This is a genomic window from Pedobacter sp. AC402 (assembly GCF_979252805.1).
Window position 1 is genome coordinate 201,473 of record NZ_CEEDAI010000015.1, and the last position, 17,089, is coordinate 218,561.

Annotated in this window: 14 protein-coding genes and 1 tRNA gene; 13 read left to right on the forward strand and 2 right to left on the reverse strand. The window is 38.9% G+C overall.

Annotated elements, in window-relative coordinates:
- The first annotated feature begins 78 nt into the window (after positions 1-78).
- Complete coding sequence (locus AC0IWE_RS24450; RefSeq protein WP_471795104.1) at positions 79-657, forward strand: dihydrofolate reductase family protein; 579 nt, start codon at positions 79-81, stop codon at positions 655-657.
- A 517-nt stretch (positions 658-1,174) separates the two neighbouring features.
- Here AC0IWE_RS24450 and AC0IWE_RS24455 read toward each other — a convergent pair.
- Positions 1,175-1,501 carry an energy transducer TonB gene (locus AC0IWE_RS24455; protein WP_471795105.1) on the reverse strand — a complete coding sequence of 109 codons (327 nt, stop codon included), beginning with the start codon at positions 1,499-1,501 and terminating at the stop codon, positions 1,175-1,177.
- A 48-nt stretch (positions 1,502-1,549) separates the two neighbouring features.
- Here AC0IWE_RS24455 and AC0IWE_RS24460 point away from each other — a divergent pair.
- The 3 genes from AC0IWE_RS24460 to AC0IWE_RS24470 all read left to right on the forward strand — a co-directional run bounded on the left by AC0IWE_RS24460 (position 1,550) and on the right by AC0IWE_RS24470 (position 2,824).
- Positions 1,550-1,622 (forward strand) — tRNA-Lys (locus AC0IWE_RS24460).
- A gap of 281 nt (positions 1,623-1,903) precedes the next feature.
- Positions 1,904-2,422, forward strand: coding sequence for a Panacea domain-containing protein (locus tag AC0IWE_RS24465; protein ID WP_471795106.1), 519 nt, complete (start codon positions 1,904-1,906; stop codon positions 2,420-2,422).
- A gap of 216 nt (positions 2,423-2,638) precedes the next feature.
- Positions 2,639-2,824 carry a hypothetical protein gene (locus tag AC0IWE_RS24470; protein ID WP_471795107.1) on the forward strand — a complete coding sequence of 62 codons (186 nt, stop codon included), beginning with the start codon at positions 2,639-2,641 and terminating at the stop codon, positions 2,822-2,824.
- A 124-nt stretch (positions 2,825-2,948) separates the two neighbouring features.
- On the opposite strand, the gene AC0IWE_RS24475 is transcribed toward AC0IWE_RS24470, so the two are convergent.
- Entirely contained in the window at positions 2,949-3,140 is a 192-nt protein-coding gene (locus tag AC0IWE_RS24475) for a hypothetical protein (protein ID WP_055903168.1), read from the reverse strand.
- Between the two features lie 158 nt (positions 3,141-3,298).
- On the opposite strand from AC0IWE_RS24475, the gene AC0IWE_RS24480 reads away from it, so the two are divergent.
- The 9 genes from AC0IWE_RS24480 (at position 3,299) to AC0IWE_RS24520 (ending at position 17,075) form a co-directional block, all read left to right on the forward strand.
- The gene (locus AC0IWE_RS24480) at positions 3,299-5,284 is read left to right on the forward strand and encodes an FUSC family protein (RefSeq protein WP_471795108.1); all 1,986 of its coding nucleotides are present in this window, start codon (positions 3,299-3,301) and stop codon (positions 5,282-5,284) included.
- Between the two features lie 782 nt (positions 5,285-6,066).
- Positions 6,067-6,717 (forward strand): GDSL-type esterase/lipase family protein, encoded by a 651-nt coding sequence (locus AC0IWE_RS24485; protein ID WP_471795109.1) that lies wholly within the window; start codon positions 6,067-6,069, stop codon positions 6,715-6,717.
- A gap of 950 nt (positions 6,718-7,667) precedes the next feature.
- Positions 7,668-8,657, forward strand: a complete 990-nt coding sequence (locus tag AC0IWE_RS24490; protein WP_471795110.1) for a two-component regulator propeller domain-containing protein — start codon at positions 7,668-7,670, stop codon at positions 8,655-8,657.
- Entirely contained in the window at positions 8,623-9,210 is a 588-nt protein-coding gene (locus AC0IWE_RS24495; protein WP_471795111.1) for a hypothetical protein, read from the forward strand. Before AC0IWE_RS24490 ends, AC0IWE_RS24495 begins: the two co-directional genes overlap by 35 nt.
- On the forward strand, positions 9,152-10,588 hold the full coding sequence (locus AC0IWE_RS24500) for a triple tyrosine motif-containing protein (protein ID WP_471795112.1): 1,437 nt from the start codon (positions 9,152-9,154) through the stop codon (positions 10,586-10,588). Before AC0IWE_RS24495 ends, AC0IWE_RS24500 begins: the two co-directional genes overlap by 59 nt.
- Before the next feature lie 258 nt (positions 10,589-10,846).
- On the forward strand, positions 10,847-11,332 hold the full coding sequence (locus tag AC0IWE_RS24505; protein WP_471795113.1) for a carboxypeptidase-like regulatory domain-containing protein: 486 nt from the start codon (positions 10,847-10,849) through the stop codon (positions 11,330-11,332).
- Positions 11,301-14,030, forward strand: coding sequence for a SusC/RagA family TonB-linked outer membrane protein (locus tag AC0IWE_RS24510; protein ID WP_471795339.1), 2,730 nt, complete (start codon positions 11,301-11,303; stop codon positions 14,028-14,030). The genes AC0IWE_RS24505 and AC0IWE_RS24510 overlap by 32 nt, the downstream gene beginning before the upstream one ends.
- 13 nt (positions 14,031-14,043) lie before the next feature.
- The gene (locus AC0IWE_RS24515) at positions 14,044-15,573 is read left to right on the forward strand and encodes a RagB/SusD family nutrient uptake outer membrane protein (RefSeq protein ID WP_471795114.1); all 1,530 of its coding nucleotides are present in this window, start codon (positions 14,044-14,046) and stop codon (positions 15,571-15,573) included.
- A 95-nt stretch (positions 15,574-15,668) separates the two neighbouring features.
- Positions 15,669-17,075 carry a glycoside hydrolase family 30 protein gene (locus tag AC0IWE_RS24520; RefSeq protein WP_471795115.1) on the forward strand — a complete coding sequence of 469 codons (1,407 nt, stop codon included), beginning with the start codon at positions 15,669-15,671 and terminating at the stop codon, positions 17,073-17,075.
- The last annotated feature ends 14 nt before the right edge of the window (positions 17,076-17,089 follow it).

A 17,089-nucleotide genomic window follows, 5' to 3' on the forward strand; every position in this document is an offset into this window, starting at 1 on the left:
GCCTTTATATTGTCATGATTGCCCCTCATACGCGTTGCCCTTCCGTTGTAACTTTATCATCAAGATATAAATATAACAATGAGAAAGATTAAAATAATGGAACATGTTTCGCTTGATGGCGTAATGCAGCATGAAAATGGTGAAGGTTTCGAATATGGCGGGTGGACAACACCTTACAGATGTGCTGATGGTTTATCGGCTGTATTGGAAGCACAGGGCACTCACATCGATTTGCTGCTGGGCCGCAAAACTTATGATAGCTGGTCGGGATATTGGCCAAAGGCAGGCGAAAGCCCCATGGCCGATGCGCTGAACACGGCAACCAAATACGTGGCCACCCATAGGCCCGACAGCCTGGAATGGGGACCGTTTAATGATTTAGGAGTAGACGTTGCCGCCTCCATCCGCGAACTTAAATTAACCGAAGGACCTGATCTGATTGTTTGGGGAAGTTCGACAGTGATTGCTTTGCTGCTTAACGAAGGCTTGGTTGATGAACTGATATTAATGGTATATCCTGTACTGCTTGGCCAAGGCAAACGTTTCTTTCTGGATACAGCCGATGGCCGCCAACTGGAGTTTATAAGCTGTAAAACTACATCAACAGGGGTGTTGGTTAATACTTACCAATATGTAGGTACGTTGCAAAAGGGATAGTTTGAATAAAGCTTAGGTTTTTTAACCACAAAGAGCACAAAGAGAAGTCGCGAAGAACACAAAGCTGGGTGGGTTTTTCGTCCACTACCATTATTTCGCCCGAAAAAAATCGTCATCTCGACTGGAGCGCAGCGGAATGGAGAGATCTTTTAAATGCATCGTTTTTTTTAACCACAAAGAGCACAAAGAAAAGGCGCAAAGAACACAAAGCTGGGTGGGTTATCGTTTACCACCATTATTTGCACCCGCAAAAAAATCGTCATCTCGACTGAAGCGCAGCTGAATGGAGAGATCTTTTAAATGCGTAGTTTTTTTAACCACAAAGAGCACAAAGAGAAGGCGCGAAGAAAACAAAGCTGGGTGGGTTATCAACTCCGCACAGACTGACGAACGCTAAAATCTGCGTGTACCAACATAATCTGCATTAGAAGATTCGAAGTAATGGGCGAAAAAGCAAAGTGGCGGTCGTCATTCTCGCGCATGCGGGAATCCTAATGCTGAAGTGCTGGCGCAACCTTTATTCATATTTAAACTCAAAAGGCAGATGTAGCCGAAACCTGGCCGCTTGCCCATCTCTAGTACCGAGGGTGTTTTTTGGCAAGAGTTTAAGGATTCTTACTATTTCGTTTTGCATGGCCTCGGTGCCTGTTCCTTTTACTGCGTATTTAGAAACAGTGCCATCTTTTTCTACAATCGTGCTCACCTCTACTTTGGTATATAGCTTGTTTTTTTTAATCACATCCGAGGCTGCAAATTGATTGTTAATGAACTGCGTATAATCCACTTGACTTAGCGGTGATAGCGGAAACTGATCACGATAGCTGGTAATCTGTAACTTCTGCAACGCAAAATATAATTACTAATCCCTTTTTTAACTATATTTAATCAACCAGACTTCTTAGCTCAGTTGGTAGAGCAACAGACTCTTAATCTGTGGGTCCAGGGTTCGAACCCCTGAGGGGTCACTATATTACATTCAAATAAATTTTAATTAAAAAACCTTTATAGTGTATAATTTAGAAAAACTACTACTGTGCCCAATAATATTATAAATTATGTGATATTTTATGAATATTTTTAATAGTTGATATTAAAGTGGTAACGAGTTTTAAATGGTCTACGGGTTGTTCGTGTTATTGAATAAATAATTTTGTTTTGCTATTAATTTTAGTAAGTTTGTTTTTTATTGTTAAATAGTTCTCGTTTCTATCTAAAATGAAATAATTTTTCGTTTTAATTTATTAAGTTGTATAACAAAAAATATATGTATAGACCTAACCTAGTCGCTAATTACTTTATTAAAAAATCTTTAGACACAGGACAAGAGGTTACACCCATGAAATTGTTAAAATTGGTATATATTGCTCATGGATGGTATTTGCGTCTTGCAGGTAAAGATTTAATTGATGAAGGAGTCCAAGCATGGAGATATGGACCTGTCATACCATCAGTATATCATAAGTTTAAACTATATGGTAACAGCCCAATCACCAGTCTTGCTAGTGTGGATGTGCCTGGTTGGTCAGATGATCCTTTTAGTGATGGATTACCCTTAAAAAATTTGAATATAATAACGGAAGATGACACCAAATTTCTAGATAAGATATTCGAAGTGTATGGAAAATATACAGGTATTCAGCTTTCGAATTTAACGCATGAAAAAAATACTCCATGGGATATTATCTGGAATAAGCAAGGTGGCCAACAAGATGGGAAAAAACTAATCCCCAATGATTTAATTAAAGAGCATTACCTCAAGCTCTAATAATGTCAGGCGCTCCCACAAATTTTCTTACAAGTCTTAGCCAGATTGTTCAGTCTAATGCTCCGTCTGATCAACTTAATCCATTAAGTGAAGGCGAACAGAATGAATATGAAAAGGCTAAAACAAAGTATTACAAAAAAAATCAAAAAGCTTTATTAAAAAACTATAAGCAGGATATTCGTATGAGGAGAAGAGTATGCTGATAAAATTTATAATATGTTAGCCTTTTGGTTAATGTTCACAGGTGGAACAGTTTTCTTAGTTGCTCTTGGTAGACTTTCTTTAAAAGAAAATGTAATAATTGCTCTTTTAACTACTTCATCAGCAAATGTTATTGCCATTTTCATTTATGTGGTTAAATATCTATATGCTAAACCTGGTCAATTAGATCAGGAAAAATAATGGCATTTTTTATATGATTAAACAAATCTTAATCTGTGGGTCCAGGGTTCGAACCCCTGAGGGGTCACTCCATAAAAAAACGCCCATACTTTTCAGTATGAGCGCTAGTTGTTTGTTATTTTCTTTAGTTTTTTGCGTCAGCAGGTGCGTTTGTGGTCGAATCTGCAATTGCATCCGTACTTGCACTATCAACAGCTTTAGTGGTATCAGTATATTTACTCATGCTGTCTGCATTCTCCTGATCGGCTTTTTTACCAGTACAAGCTGCTAAGCTTAAACCAAATGCAGTTACTAAAATGATTAATTTCGTTTTCATATAAAATGGTATTGGTGTATAAATACAATCATTTTTAATCCGAATTGTTTTAATGTTTTAAATGTTGCCTGGTCGGTTTTACGATTGTGCTGTATGCATTCATTATAATGCTGTACATTTGCGGCTTTCTAACTGAGGTTTATTCATCAATATTGTTCATGGGCAAAAACAGCATCGGCTCTGCCATTTCGTATTTCTTTTTAGGCGAGTATTTTTCTGATGCATTGCGTACCACCATTACCGTGGTGTTGCCCATTATATTATTCTTTTACCTTGGCAACCCCGAGGCCGCTAAGGGTATAGGGGTGGGTGCGCTGCTAATCAGTTTAACCGATTTGCCCGATAACCGGCTAAATAAATTAAAAACAGCCCTCTCCAGTATCATCGTATTTTTTGCCACTACGCTGGTGGTTTCGATGGTTTTAGCCCACTTCTACCTTACCGCAATAGTTGTTGTAATTGCAGCTTTCAGCTTTTCGATGTTTGCCGTGTACGGGCAAAAACTTTCGCTCATTGGCACCATGGCGCTCATTGTTTGCACCTTTGTAATGGGGCTGCACCCGGCCAGGCCGCTCTATTTTAGCAGTTATATGCTAATTGGTGGCATTTGGTATTATGTAATCAGTTTAATCCAGATTTTGCTGCGGCCTTACCGCTCGCTTCACCATGCTATTTTTGAATGTTTGATGAGCAGTGCCCAGTTTTTAAATGCAAAGGCGAAAAATTACGATGTAGATATACCGCTCGATCTGCAACAGAAAGAAGCGATAAAACTGCATATAAAAGTAAACCAGAAACACGAACTGATCCGCAATTTGCTGCTTACCGATAAGTACGCCATGAACCCCAACAACCCCAAAGGGCGGTTGCTGCTGGAGCGGGCCAGGTTATTGATCGATTTATACGAGCAGCTAAATGCCGTACATTACGATTATGTTTTGGTTAGGAATACCCTGGCAACAGGCCCAAGTTTAAAACTGATTGCAGCACTGATAAAACTTTTGGCACAAGAGCTAGAACAGTTGGGCAGGCATGTACGCTCGGCTAAAGCTTACAAAGGCGAGGTAGCAACCAATATAGCATATTACCAAAAACGGCTGTTATTATTGCAGCAAATGGAGCAACTGAATGAAACCCAACGTAAAATGGTGTTAAAAGTGGTTTCGAACATGAACGATATTGTGCGTATTATCGAAATGATAAGAGGCAATGAGCATACAGCGGCCCAACACCTGCAAGAGTTAAGTGGCGGTATTTCCTATCCGTTATTTATTACCGGCGATCGTTTTACGATAAAGGAACACCTAACCTTAAAATCGCCTATTTTTAGGTTTTCGTTGCGTTTGGCTATCTGTTTTCTGTTTGGTTTCCTATTAATATGGCAGTTAGAACCGAGTAAGTACAGTTACTGGCTTTTTCTTACCCTGGTAATTGTAGCGCGCCCTAAATTCTCAATCACCTGGAAACGGAACCTGCAACGTTTAAAGGGCAGTTTAGGTGGCGTGGTTATCGGGCTGGTAATTGTATATTTTATAAAGAGCCCTGCAGTGTTGCTTTCTTTCTCAGTGATTTTTCTGCTCGGTTTTTATGCATTTAACCGTCTAAATTATACCATAAGCGTGCTGTTTATTACCCCCGCGGTTATTTTAACGCTGGGCAGTTACCAAAGGCATTTCGATCATATTGTGCACGATAGGATTATGTTTACCGTTTGGGGGTGTGTGATTGCAATTTTTGCTACCTATCTTTTTCCCATTTGGGATAGCCGCCAGTTGAAAGAAAAAATAAGCAGGGCTACTACAGATACGCTAAATTATTTGCAGGTAGCGATAGAAAGGAAAGAAAACCTGGGCGAAAACATATCGCGGATGGCACGCAAAAATGCCAACCTCAGTTTATCGGCCTTAAGTGAGGCTATAGAATCGGCCAGTCAGGAACCAATGCGTAAACATATTGATTTTAACGGTCTGTACGGCGTACAATCTACCATTTACCAAATTAATGCAATTATCACTTCAATATATCTTTCTGTAAACCATAAACCTGAGCAAGCCGACCCATTATTGGTTAAGCGGATTATGAATAACCTAAGCGATGGAGTTGGTTTGCAAAGTGATGCTGATGTTCGTGGTTCCCGATCATGACGATCACTCTACCAAGCAGAAGCTGGCGCACATTGCATCGTTATCAGTTGATTTTAGTAAGTATAGTGCTGGTTTTAGGGGATAGATAGAATTTTTTCGTTAACCACTGTCATTCTGAGGAGTAATTTATTTCCTTAAAATCAATATGAGTGGTATGATTTTAAGGAAATGAATACTTAAATAGTCCCTCGTTTGTAACGAGGATTTTTCGAGGTACGCATTTGCAATGCGAAAATAATTCCTTTTAGGAGCGATAAAATCGCTTTACTCGCACATCCTCGTTACAAACGAGGACGATATAGTATGATCATCCATGAATTCTCGTGCTTTCTGTGTTTCGGTGGCAAAAACTGTTTTCTGTGTAAATCTGTTAGTTAAAAGCCTTAAATAGTCCTCGTTTGTAACGAGAATTTAAGATGTACGCATTTGCAATGCGAAAATAATTCCTTTTAGCGCGATAAAATCGCTTTACTCGCACATCCTCGTTACAAACGAGGACGATGTAGTATGATCATCCATGAATTCTCCGTGCTTTCTGTGTTTCGGTGGCAAAAACTGTTTTCTGTGTAAATCTGTCGGTTAAAAGTCTTAAATAGTCCTCGTTTGTAACGAGGATTTTAGAGGTACGCATTTGCAATGCGAAAATAATTCCTTTAAGAATGCAAAGTAATCCATACTTGCTTTATCCGCCGTAATAAATTTGATTGATTGGTTTATAGAAATGATGATATTGGTATATTGTGCCCATTATAATACATCCCTACATAGTATGAAAAAAATATATGTTACCCTGTTTCTTGCTCTCTTCATTAGTAACCCTTACTGCATTTGCCCAAACGAAACCCAATTTTTGGGATGATGTGCAAACCATTAAAAAGTACGATCAGATGTATAAGGCGCCGGTAAACCCCGTATTGTTTGTAGGCAGTTCATCAATTCGAAAGTGGGACGATTGTACACAGGTTTTTGCTAAATACAATGCCTTAAACCGCGGTATTGGTGGTGCTGTAATAAATGATATTACTTTCTATTTAAACGATATAGTTTTTCCATACCAACCTAAACAGATTGTACTTTATGTGGGCGAGAATGATTTGGTAAATGATAAAGTAACACCTGATACGGTTTTAAACAGAACCATCCGTTTGTACCAGGGCATTAGGGCAAAATTGCCAACGGTACCGATTGTTTATATATCGATAAAGCCTAGTCCGAGCAGAGAGAAGTTTAAAGATAAAGCAGTAGCCTCGAATGCATTGATTAAAAAGTATTTATCAACAGAAGCCAATACGAAATTTGTTGATGTATATAAGCCGATGCTGACTAAAGATGGCAAACTCAGGCCAGAGCTATTTGTAGGGGATATGTTGCACATGAACGCTACAGGCTATGCCATCTGGCGAAAAGCCGTTGAACCACATTTATTAAAATAACATTTTCTTACCGTGTTATTTATAGTGCTTAGGTGATGAAAAGAATTTTTGAAGATGAAACATATTGGCTCAGGCCTATTAAAAACCAGGTTTTACTGCACTGCCTAATGTTAATTAGCCCCGATTGCAAGGAAAGCCCGGAGCGAGGCACGAGTGAGGACTTGCAGTAAAAGCGGGACAGGACTAAACCTATTACTACTGACATCCTGCTCTCCAAAACTAACCAGCTATATCCTCAACACCTAAGCTTTAATAATCAATTTACTAACAATGTTACCAGCTTATCAGGCTTAACAATATAATAACTATAAGAACATATTGGCTCAGGCGAAATAAGCATCAGTTTTTACTTGCACTGCCCAATGTTAATTAGCCCCGATTTCGCAGAAAGCCCGGAGCGAGGCACGAGTGAGGACTTGCAGTAAAAGCGGGACAGGAACAAACCCATCTCTACTGACATCCTGCTCCCCAAAAACTAAGCAGTTAATCCTCACCACCTAAGCTTTAATAATCAATTTACTAACAAGTTTGCCAGCTGATCAGTCTTAACCCTATAATAATTATAAGAATACATTGCCTCAGGCGCAATAAGCATCAGTTTTTACTTGCACTGCCCAATGTTAATTAGCCCCGATTGTGCGGAAAGCCCGGAGCGAGGCACGAGTGAGGACTTGCAGTAAAAGCGGGACAGGAATAAACCCATCTCTACTGCCATTCCGCTCCCCAAAGACTAACCAGTTAATCCTCACCATCTAAGCTGTAATAATCAATTTACTTATACATATCTTTTCAAATCTTATTAGTACTACAAAGCAAAATATAATGTTCATTATATAACTGATATGCCGAAAAGATGATCCATAAATTGATATGATCGGTTGTAAGCAAGATTAATCAGAATTAAAATTATATATTTATTATTGCGTTCAAAATCATCCTTCCCTAACCAGATGAATAAACTTCTACTTGCGATCATATTTTTACTAATATTCTGTAATGTGCATGCCCAGGATTTATTGGGTATTCCGCAAATTGTAAATTACAACAACGAACAGTATAACGCTGGAATACAGAATTGGGATGTAGAGCAGGATAAAAATGGGATACTTTATTTTGGCAATAACGAAGGTTTGCTCACTTTTAACGGCCGGTATTGGAACCTCTTTAGGTTGCCCAACTATACTTCGGTACGCTCAGTAGGTATCGATTCTAAAAACCGCATTTATGTAGGTGGGCAGGATGAGTTTGGATACTTCTACCCAAATGCGCAGGGTGTGTTAAAATATACTTCTTTATTAAACCTGCTGCCAGATAATATGCGAAAACTGGCCGATATCTGGGGTGTTTCCATTATACACGACGAGGTATTCTTCAGATCGATCCATGCCATTTTACATTATAAAGATGGCGTAATTAAAAGTTACAAAACCAATACCACCTGGCTGTTTATGGGAATGGCTAACAACAAAATATTTTCGCAATCTTCTGATTCGGGTTTACTGCTTTACGAGCACGAAATGTGGAAACCCTTTTGTAGCGACAGTATTTTAAACCGCTCATCTATTACAGCTGTGTTGCCATATGCTGGCGATACATTATTGATTTCTGTATTGAAAAAAGGGTTCTTTTTAGTAGTTAATCACCAGTTAATACCCTTTAAAACAAATCTGGATCAGGTTTTTTTAAATAACAGGATTTATTTTGCCAATCAGATCAGTGCCAATCTGTATGGCGTTGCCACCACATCTGGTGGGGTTTATATTATGAACAGGAAAGGTGAACTCGTTCAAAAATACAATTACAGGGAAGGTTTGCAGAACAACAATGTTAGGGGAATTTTAATCGATCGTGATAAAAACATGTGGCTTGCGCTTGATGATGGCATAGCCTATGTAGCCATTAACAGTGCTGTTAAAAATATTTTTCCCGATCCGCAATAAACAGATTACGAGTTATGCTTTCAGAAAATTTAAGCAATCTGTTTACATCGGTACATCAAATGGCCTGTACCGAACCAAGGTTAGTGCCCAAGAACAGGATTTGAGCTATTCGCCTGCCAGTTTTGAAGAAGTAAACAACACCAAAGGCCAGGTTTGGGGCCTTGATGAGATTAATAGCCAGCTGTTAATGGCCCATGAAGATGGTACGCTACTGGTTGAAGACAATGTAGCCAGGCCAATTTACAGCTTAATCGGTACTTGGATGTACCAAACACCTGATAATATTTACCCCAGTAAAGAGCTTATTGCCGGAACTTATGCAGGGTTACAAAAAATTGTTTACAACAACTCCCGTTTTAGCAATGCAGGCAAAATTGGCGGCATTGCCGAAACTTTACGCTTTATTGTGGCTGATAATAACAATCCCGATCGCATTTGGGCATCACACCCCTATCATGGTGTTTATAAAATAGAATTGCAACCCGATCATCAGCATGTGCTACCGTACCACGCTATATACCGAAAAAAACGGCTTACCATCAAAGCTCTATAATTATGTTTTCCATATCAAAAACAGGGTTGTTATTGCAACAGCCGATGGAGTATATGAATATGATGAAAGTGCACAGAAATTTGTGCGGTTTAAATTGCTTGCCAACGCCATAAACCATATATCGGTTCAATATATGAAAGAAGATGGCGATGGCAATGTGTGGTTTGTAAGCAATAAAAAGGTAGGGGTAATCGATTTTAAACATCCATCCGGATCAAACCCCTTTACTGTATATTATTTGCCCGAACTGGATGGCAAAGTTGTAGGCGGTTTTGAATCTATTTATGCGCTCGATAGCAAAAACATTTTCATAGGGGCCAATAAAGGTGCTTACCACATTAATTATGATAAATACATCAAAAATATTATTAAACCTGTTGTAACACTCGGCCAAATTAAACTGCTTGGCAATAAAGATAGTTTGGTATTTGGCGGCTACTTTGTAAGTAAAGGAATAATTTCTGATAAACAAGATCAAAAGGAAATACCTGAATACGTTAACAGCTTAAACTCCATTCATTTCGAATATGCTTCTACACTTTTTGAGCACGATAAAAATACAAAATTTAGCTATCAGCTGGTGGGCTTCGATAGCGAGTGGTCTGCATGGGGCATAAAAAGCGAAAAAGATTACACCAATTTACCCGCAGGCAAATATACTTTTAACATTAAAGCGCGAACGGATGTTGGCAACGAATCGGCGGTAGTGGCCTATACTTTTGTAGTATTACCGGCCTGGTACAATACCATTTGGATGAAGATTTTTTACCTCATTTTAATTGTGCTGCTTATCAGACTGTTAATTAAGTGGCAAAAACGGAAACACATTAAAGAGCAAGATCGCATGAGCTACCTCCACCAGCTGGAACTGGATAGGAACGAAAAGGAAATTGTAAGGCTGCAGAACGAAAAGTTAGAAGCCGATGTAAATTATAAAAACAAAGAACTTTCTACCATGACGATGCATTTGGTGCAACGGGGTAAAGTGCTTGCGAAGATAAAAGAGGTTATATCTGCGGTAATTAAAAACCACGATATTAATGAAAGTTCACCAAGTTTCAGGCATTTGATCAGGTTGATTAGAGATGTAGAAAAAAAGGATCAGGAACTGGATCATTTGAGTGTACACTTTAACCATGTAAACACCGAATTTTTTAACAAGTTAAAAGATCTTTACCCTGATTTAAGTCAAAACGATTTAAAGTTTTGTGCCTATTTATCCATGAATTTATCTTCGAAAGAAATGGCGCAATTGATGAATGTTACCATTAAAGCCATCGAAGTTGGCCGATATAGGTTAAGAAAGAAACTCCAACTTAAACCCGAAACCAATTTGTATGAGTTTCTGATTGATATTGCGCGTCAAAAAACGCTTTAAATCGATGTTTTTGTTACAATTGAAACATTTTCTGTCTGTATATATTAATTAACTGATTTACAGTGATTTTGATTCTCGTTGTAGGGCTTATGTAGGTCTGTTTTTCTTTATTTTGAGTTAATTGAGGGCTTCTGTATGGTTCGTGTAGTAGCAGCAAATGCTGCAATTATTACGCGCCACCATAGATTTGATTTATGAAACTCGGCCACCCAAGCCGCGATCACTAACTAACCAAATATTAACTTAAAACTAATTTCTATGAGAGGAAGATTTACATTCGTATTCTTCATTTACTGTATCTTGGCATTTCCGGCGGCTTTACTTGCGCAAGATATTCCCGTTACAGGAAAAGTAACAGAACAAAATGGCAGCCCATTACCTGGGGCCACAGTTAAGCTTGATGGTACAAGCAAAGCAGCCTCTACAGATGCCAATGGTAATTTTAGCATTCAGGCGCCAGTAGGTGGTAAATTAACCATTAGCTTAATAGGCATGGCTACCCAAACTGTAACTGTACCGGCAGGAGGAAAATTAAATATTACCCTTGCCGCCAGTTCAAAAGATTTAACAGAGGTTGTTGTTGTAGGTTACGGCACACAAAAGAAAAGTGTGGTAACTGGTGCAATCTCCAGTGTTAAAGCTGCCGATTTGGAAAACCAACCTGTAGTGCGTATCGAGGCAATCGTTACAGGGCAGAACTTCGGGTTTAACCATTGCTGCAACATCTGGTCAGCCAGGGTCTAGCTCAACAGTACGTTTGAGAGGTTTTACCTCTTTTGGTAACAGCAAAAATGAGCCACTTTGGGTAATCGATGGTGTGGTGATTGATGCAGGTGGTATCGGTTATTTAAACCAGGATGATATCGAATCAATCGAGGTATTAAAAGATGGTGCATCTGCAGCAATTTATGGAACACGTGCAGCAGCAGGTGTTATTTTGGTAACCACCAAAAAAGGAAAAGCAGGTACACTTAATATTAATTACAGCGGTTATTACGGTACCCAGGCACCAGCTAAAAAACTTGATCTGTTAAATGCTACTCAATATGCTACCTTACGCAACCAGGCATATGATGCAGGTTTTGTTCCGGGACCGGGCAAAGTATACAAACTTCCGTTCGCCGATCCTGCATCCTATGGTGAGGGAACAGATTGGCAGGATTTAATTTTTAATAATAGTGCACCAAAACAAAGTCATGAGTTTAGCGTATCTGGAGGTAGTGATAAAGCCACCTATTTTACGTCATTTGGTTACACGGACATTAAAGGAATTGTGGCTTCTCCAATTTCGAAGTTCAATAGGGCCAATGTAAGGATAAATACCTCATTTAAACCGATCAAAGGTGTAGTTTTTGGAGAAAATATGGGTTATAGCCATGGCATAAACAGTGGCATTGGCGAAACCAACCGTGAGTTTGGCGGAATATTAAGTTCGGCTATAAACTTAGATCCAATTACTCCAGCTGTTGTAACTGATCCGGTTGCACAGAAAGATTTTGCTCCTCAAACAGCTGCGCAAATTGCAGCAGGTACAAGGAATGATGCTGGTCAGTTTTATGGTATCTCTCCTATTGTATTACAGGAAATGAAAAATCCTTTAGCTGTTACGAAAAACAGATTAGGTAATTACGGTTATGATCATAATATAGTTGGTAATGTGTTCGTAGATCTGGAGCCTATAAAAGGATTACATGTTCATTCTTCATTAGGAACCAAAATGGCTTTTTATGGAGCTAACAATTTTACACCAGTTGCATTTTATAATACCTCAACTGCAATAAACCAGTCATCATTATCAAGAGAAAATACTTATGTAATCAACTGGAATTTAGAGAATACTATTTCGTACAATAAAATTTTTGACAAACATAACTTTACTTTATTACTAGGACACGGTGAATACAAGGATGGTAACCAGAGAAGGGCTACTGTAGTTTATAACAATATTCCTGCAAAAACTTTTGATGAAGCTTCTTTCCGGTATGAGTCTCTTCCTGATGACAGAAGAAGCAGTAGTGGTGGTGATGGTACTGATCATAGGATTAATTCATTATTCTCGAGGCTTCAATATAATTACGGGGAAAAATATTTATTCTCTGCCTTGATCAGACGTGATGGATCATCAAGGTTCGGCGGCAACAATAAATTTGGTTACTTCCCATCTGCTTCAATTGGTTGGGTACCAACTGCTGAAGATTTTTTTCCTAAGAATGATGTGATCAGTTTCTTGAAAATCCGCGGAAGCTATGGTGTAACCGGAAATGATGGAATCGGTGATTTTCCATATGTGCCACTTGTGGGTGCAGGCGGAGATCGGAATTATGTATTTGGATCTACTACTGAAGCAGTTTACATCGGTTATAGTCCCGGTGCACCTGCTAATCCAGATTTGAAATGGGAAGAAACCCGAACTGCCGACATTGGTATTGATGCGACATTATTTCAAAATCTAACTTTAACTGTTGATATCTACGACAAAAAAACTACAGGCATTTTACAGAATCCACCAATTCCTGGATATGCGGGCTATGGTAGTTTTGCACAAAATGTTGCCGATATCCAAAACAGAGGATTAGAGATCGAACTAGGTTATCGCAAAAAACTTGGTGCGGTTGATTTTGGTGTAAACGGAAATATATCTTTCTACAAAAATAAAGTAACTCAATTACTGCCAGGTAATACGTTTTTGGAGGATAATAGTGCAACATTTCAAAACTTTGGGGCAATTACCCGTACAGGCTTGAATATGCCTTATCAACAATATTATGGGTATCAGGCTGCCGGTATCTTCCAGTCACAAGCAGAAGTTGATAGCTATCTTGGTGCTGATGGCGTAACCAAGTTACAGCCAAATGCAAAACCAGGTGATTTAAAGTTTGCCAACTTAAAAAATGATAATATTATTAATACAGATGACAGAACTTATTTGGGAAATCCTAACCCAACAGTAAGCTATGGTATCACCATTAATTTGGGCTATAAAAACTTCGATTTCACTGCATTTGGTAGTGGCTCAGGTGGCAACCAGATTTTTCAGGGCTTAAGGAGGTTAGATATTTCAACGGCGAATTACCAAACAAAATACTTAAATGTATGGACTCCAACCAACACGTCTGCAACATTGCCAAGAATTGCGGATAATGATCTGAATGGCAACTATACCAAATTTACCAACTTGTATTTAGAAAGCGGAAACTTTTTCCGATTAAGGACTATGCAACTCGGGTATTCTTTGCCAAAAGAAATTATTAGCAAATGGGGCATGAAAAGATTGCGTGTTTATGTGCTAGCCGAAAATTTGTTTACCATAACCAAGTATACAGGTTATGACCCTGAATTGGGTGTAACATCCGATTCAGGTGGTGGTGCACAATATGGTATCGATCGTGGCGCCTATCCACAAGCAAGGGCATTTTTGTTTGGGTTAAATGTTGGATTTTAATAGAAGTTAAATCATGATGAAAAAGAATTTTTTATACTTTACAGCAATTGTGTTTACTGTATCGTTAGGTTCCTGCAAAAAGAATTTGGAGGTTAATCCACAGGAACGTGTAACTTTGGATAATTACTATAAAACGCAAGCTGATGCTTTTACAGGATTAGTTGCAGTTTACGACCGGTTTGCATACCAATCAGGTGGTCTATATGATAAATCTGCCATAATGAGTGTAGCAGGTGGCGATCAGCTGGCAGGCGGTGGAGGTCCAAGTGATATAAATGATCTGCAGGTGATGCAGAATTTTACACTTAGTGCCAATACTGGCCCACAGAGTTACCTTTGGAATAGGGGTTATGGCGGAATTTATAGAGCCAATATATTGTTGCAAAAAATTGTCGATATCCCAATGGATGCCAGTTTAAAAGCACGGTATATTGCAGAAACAAAAGCCATGCGTGCTGCATTTTATTTTGATCTTGTTACCTTCTTTAAAAACATTCCTCTAATTGAAGGTACAGTAGATCCAAAGGATTTATATAATATTACACAAACGGCACCATCTGCAATATATGCCTATGTTGAAAAAGATTTAAACGATGCAATACCTGGTTTGCCAAATACAGTTCCTGCAGCTACAGAAGGCGGACGCTTAACTAAAGGTGCCGCACAGGCATTACTGGGTAAAGTTTTACTATACCAGAAAAAATGGCAATTAGCAGCAGATCAATTAGCAGTAGTTAACGGCACTGCACCGGGTGTATCATCTTCGGTATATGGCTATAAATTAGTGCCTAATTTTGCCGATTTGTGGAAACCTACTAATAAATTCAATTCAGAATCAATCATTGAATTTGTGCATAGTGGTAAATCTAATGGCAATTGGAACGCAGCTGGTAATAGCGAAGGCAACTTATTGTCTATTACAACCGGTCCAAGAGGGTATAGCAAAACTATGCCTACAGCACCTGATTATTTTAGTGGGTATAGCTTTCTGGTATTTACTAAAGAATTCTTTGATTTTATTCATTTTGATCCCCGTAATGGTGCAACAGTGGCCAATTTGGATAGTTTAAAAACCAATGGTATTGCAAATTACACAGCAGGATATAACAATACAGGTTACTTTTTTGGAAAATATATCGGCCTAGCTGCTAATGCAGCAGCAAATACCCCAGAATTAAATTTCGGGGTAGATGAGTATGAAATCCGTTTAGCTGATACTTATTTAATGGAGGCCGAAGCATTACTGAACGCCAACGCAGCAGTTGGCGTAGGTAGCCGTGCATATCAACTGTTAAATGCAGTAAGGGCAAGAGTAGGCTTAAATCCAGTTGCGGTAACCCAAGCAAATATTGAAAAAGAAAGAAGACTCGAACTTGCTGGTGAAGGGCAACGATTTCCTGACTTAATTCGCTGGGGGAAAGCAGCAGCAACTTTATCTTCAAGAGGTTTTATTGCTGGTCGACATGAAATCTTCCCAATTCCACAGGGCGAATTAAACAATACCAAGTTAGAGCAAAATAAAGAGTGGGGCGGAACAAAATAGTTGCTCATCTATTACATACGCTTAATGTTTAATTGTTAACAGGAAGGAAGCAGCGTCTTTCTTCCTGTTTTTTTAATCTGATCATTAGTTTACCTATGCTTCATTCCAAACCGTTACACCTATTTATTGCTTTTATTTTTACCTGCTCTTCCCTTTGTGCTGTTGCCCAGAGCCAGGCAGAGGTTTGGCTCACCAAGGCAGATCGATCTGTACTATTTGCCAAACAGGCAGCAGGCTTAAGTTTTAAAACCGTTAAAAATGATAACCCAACTATTTTAATTAATGAAAAGGAAACTTATCAAACCATAGATGGCTTTGGTTACGCTTTAACCGGAGGCAGTGCGCAGCATATTATTAAAATGTCGGCACCGACAAGAGCTGCACTATTGAAAGAACTTTTTGCTATAGATGGGAACAACATCGGCGTGAGTTATATCCGTTTGAGTATTGGCGCATCAGATTTAAATGAAAAAGTATTTTCTTACAACGATCTTCCCGAAGGACAAACTGATTTAACACAGGCCAAATTCGACCTCGGTCCCGATAAAGTGGATGTAATTCCGGTAATGAAGGAAATCCTGGCGATAAACCCAAAATTGAAAATTATGGGTTCACCATGGTCTCCCCCCTTATGGATGAAAACTACATATGATGCCCGTGGAGGCATGTTAAAGCCAGCTTATTATGATGCTTACGCTAAATATCTTGTCCGTTATGTACAGGAAATGCAGAAAGAGGGCATTTCTATCGATGCAATAACCGTTCAAAACGAACCTTTACACCCTGGCAATAACCCAAGTTTGTTAATGGTTGCACCAGATCAGGCACTTTTTGTAAAGAAATTTCTCGGTCCGGCATTTGCAAAAGCAAATATTAAAACCAAAATTCTGGTATACGATCATAATGCCGACCGGCCCGATTACCCGATTACGATTTTAGATGATCCTGAAGCCAAAAAGTATATCGATGGTTCTGCGTTTCATTTGTATGGAGGAAAAATTGAAGCTTTAACCGATGTACACAATGCCCATCCTGATAAAAACATTTACTTTTCAGAACAAATGGTGGTTGAACAGCCAGATGCTACAGACATTAAAATTGTGAACCCCGTTAGGCGTTTAATTATTGGTGCTACCCGTAATTGGAGTAAAAATGTATTGGAATGGAATCTGGCTGCCGACCCCGAAAATAAACCCTACACCGATAGAGGAGGCTGCTCCATGTGCCAGGGTGCGGTAACCATTAATAAAGATGCCTACAGTAGAAACCTGGCTTATTATTCCATTGCACATGCATCTAAATTTGTGCGGCCGGGTGCTGTTCGTATTGCCACTAACGATTTAAGCGATTTACCAAATGTTGCCTTTAAAACACCTGATGGAAAACACGTTTTAATTGTAGCAAATAGTGGTAAAAACGCGGCATTGTTTAATATCGGCTTTAATGGCAAAAGCCTTGTGGCAGCACTTGATGAAGGAGCTGTAGCAACCTATGTGTGGTAATTATCTAAAACCTA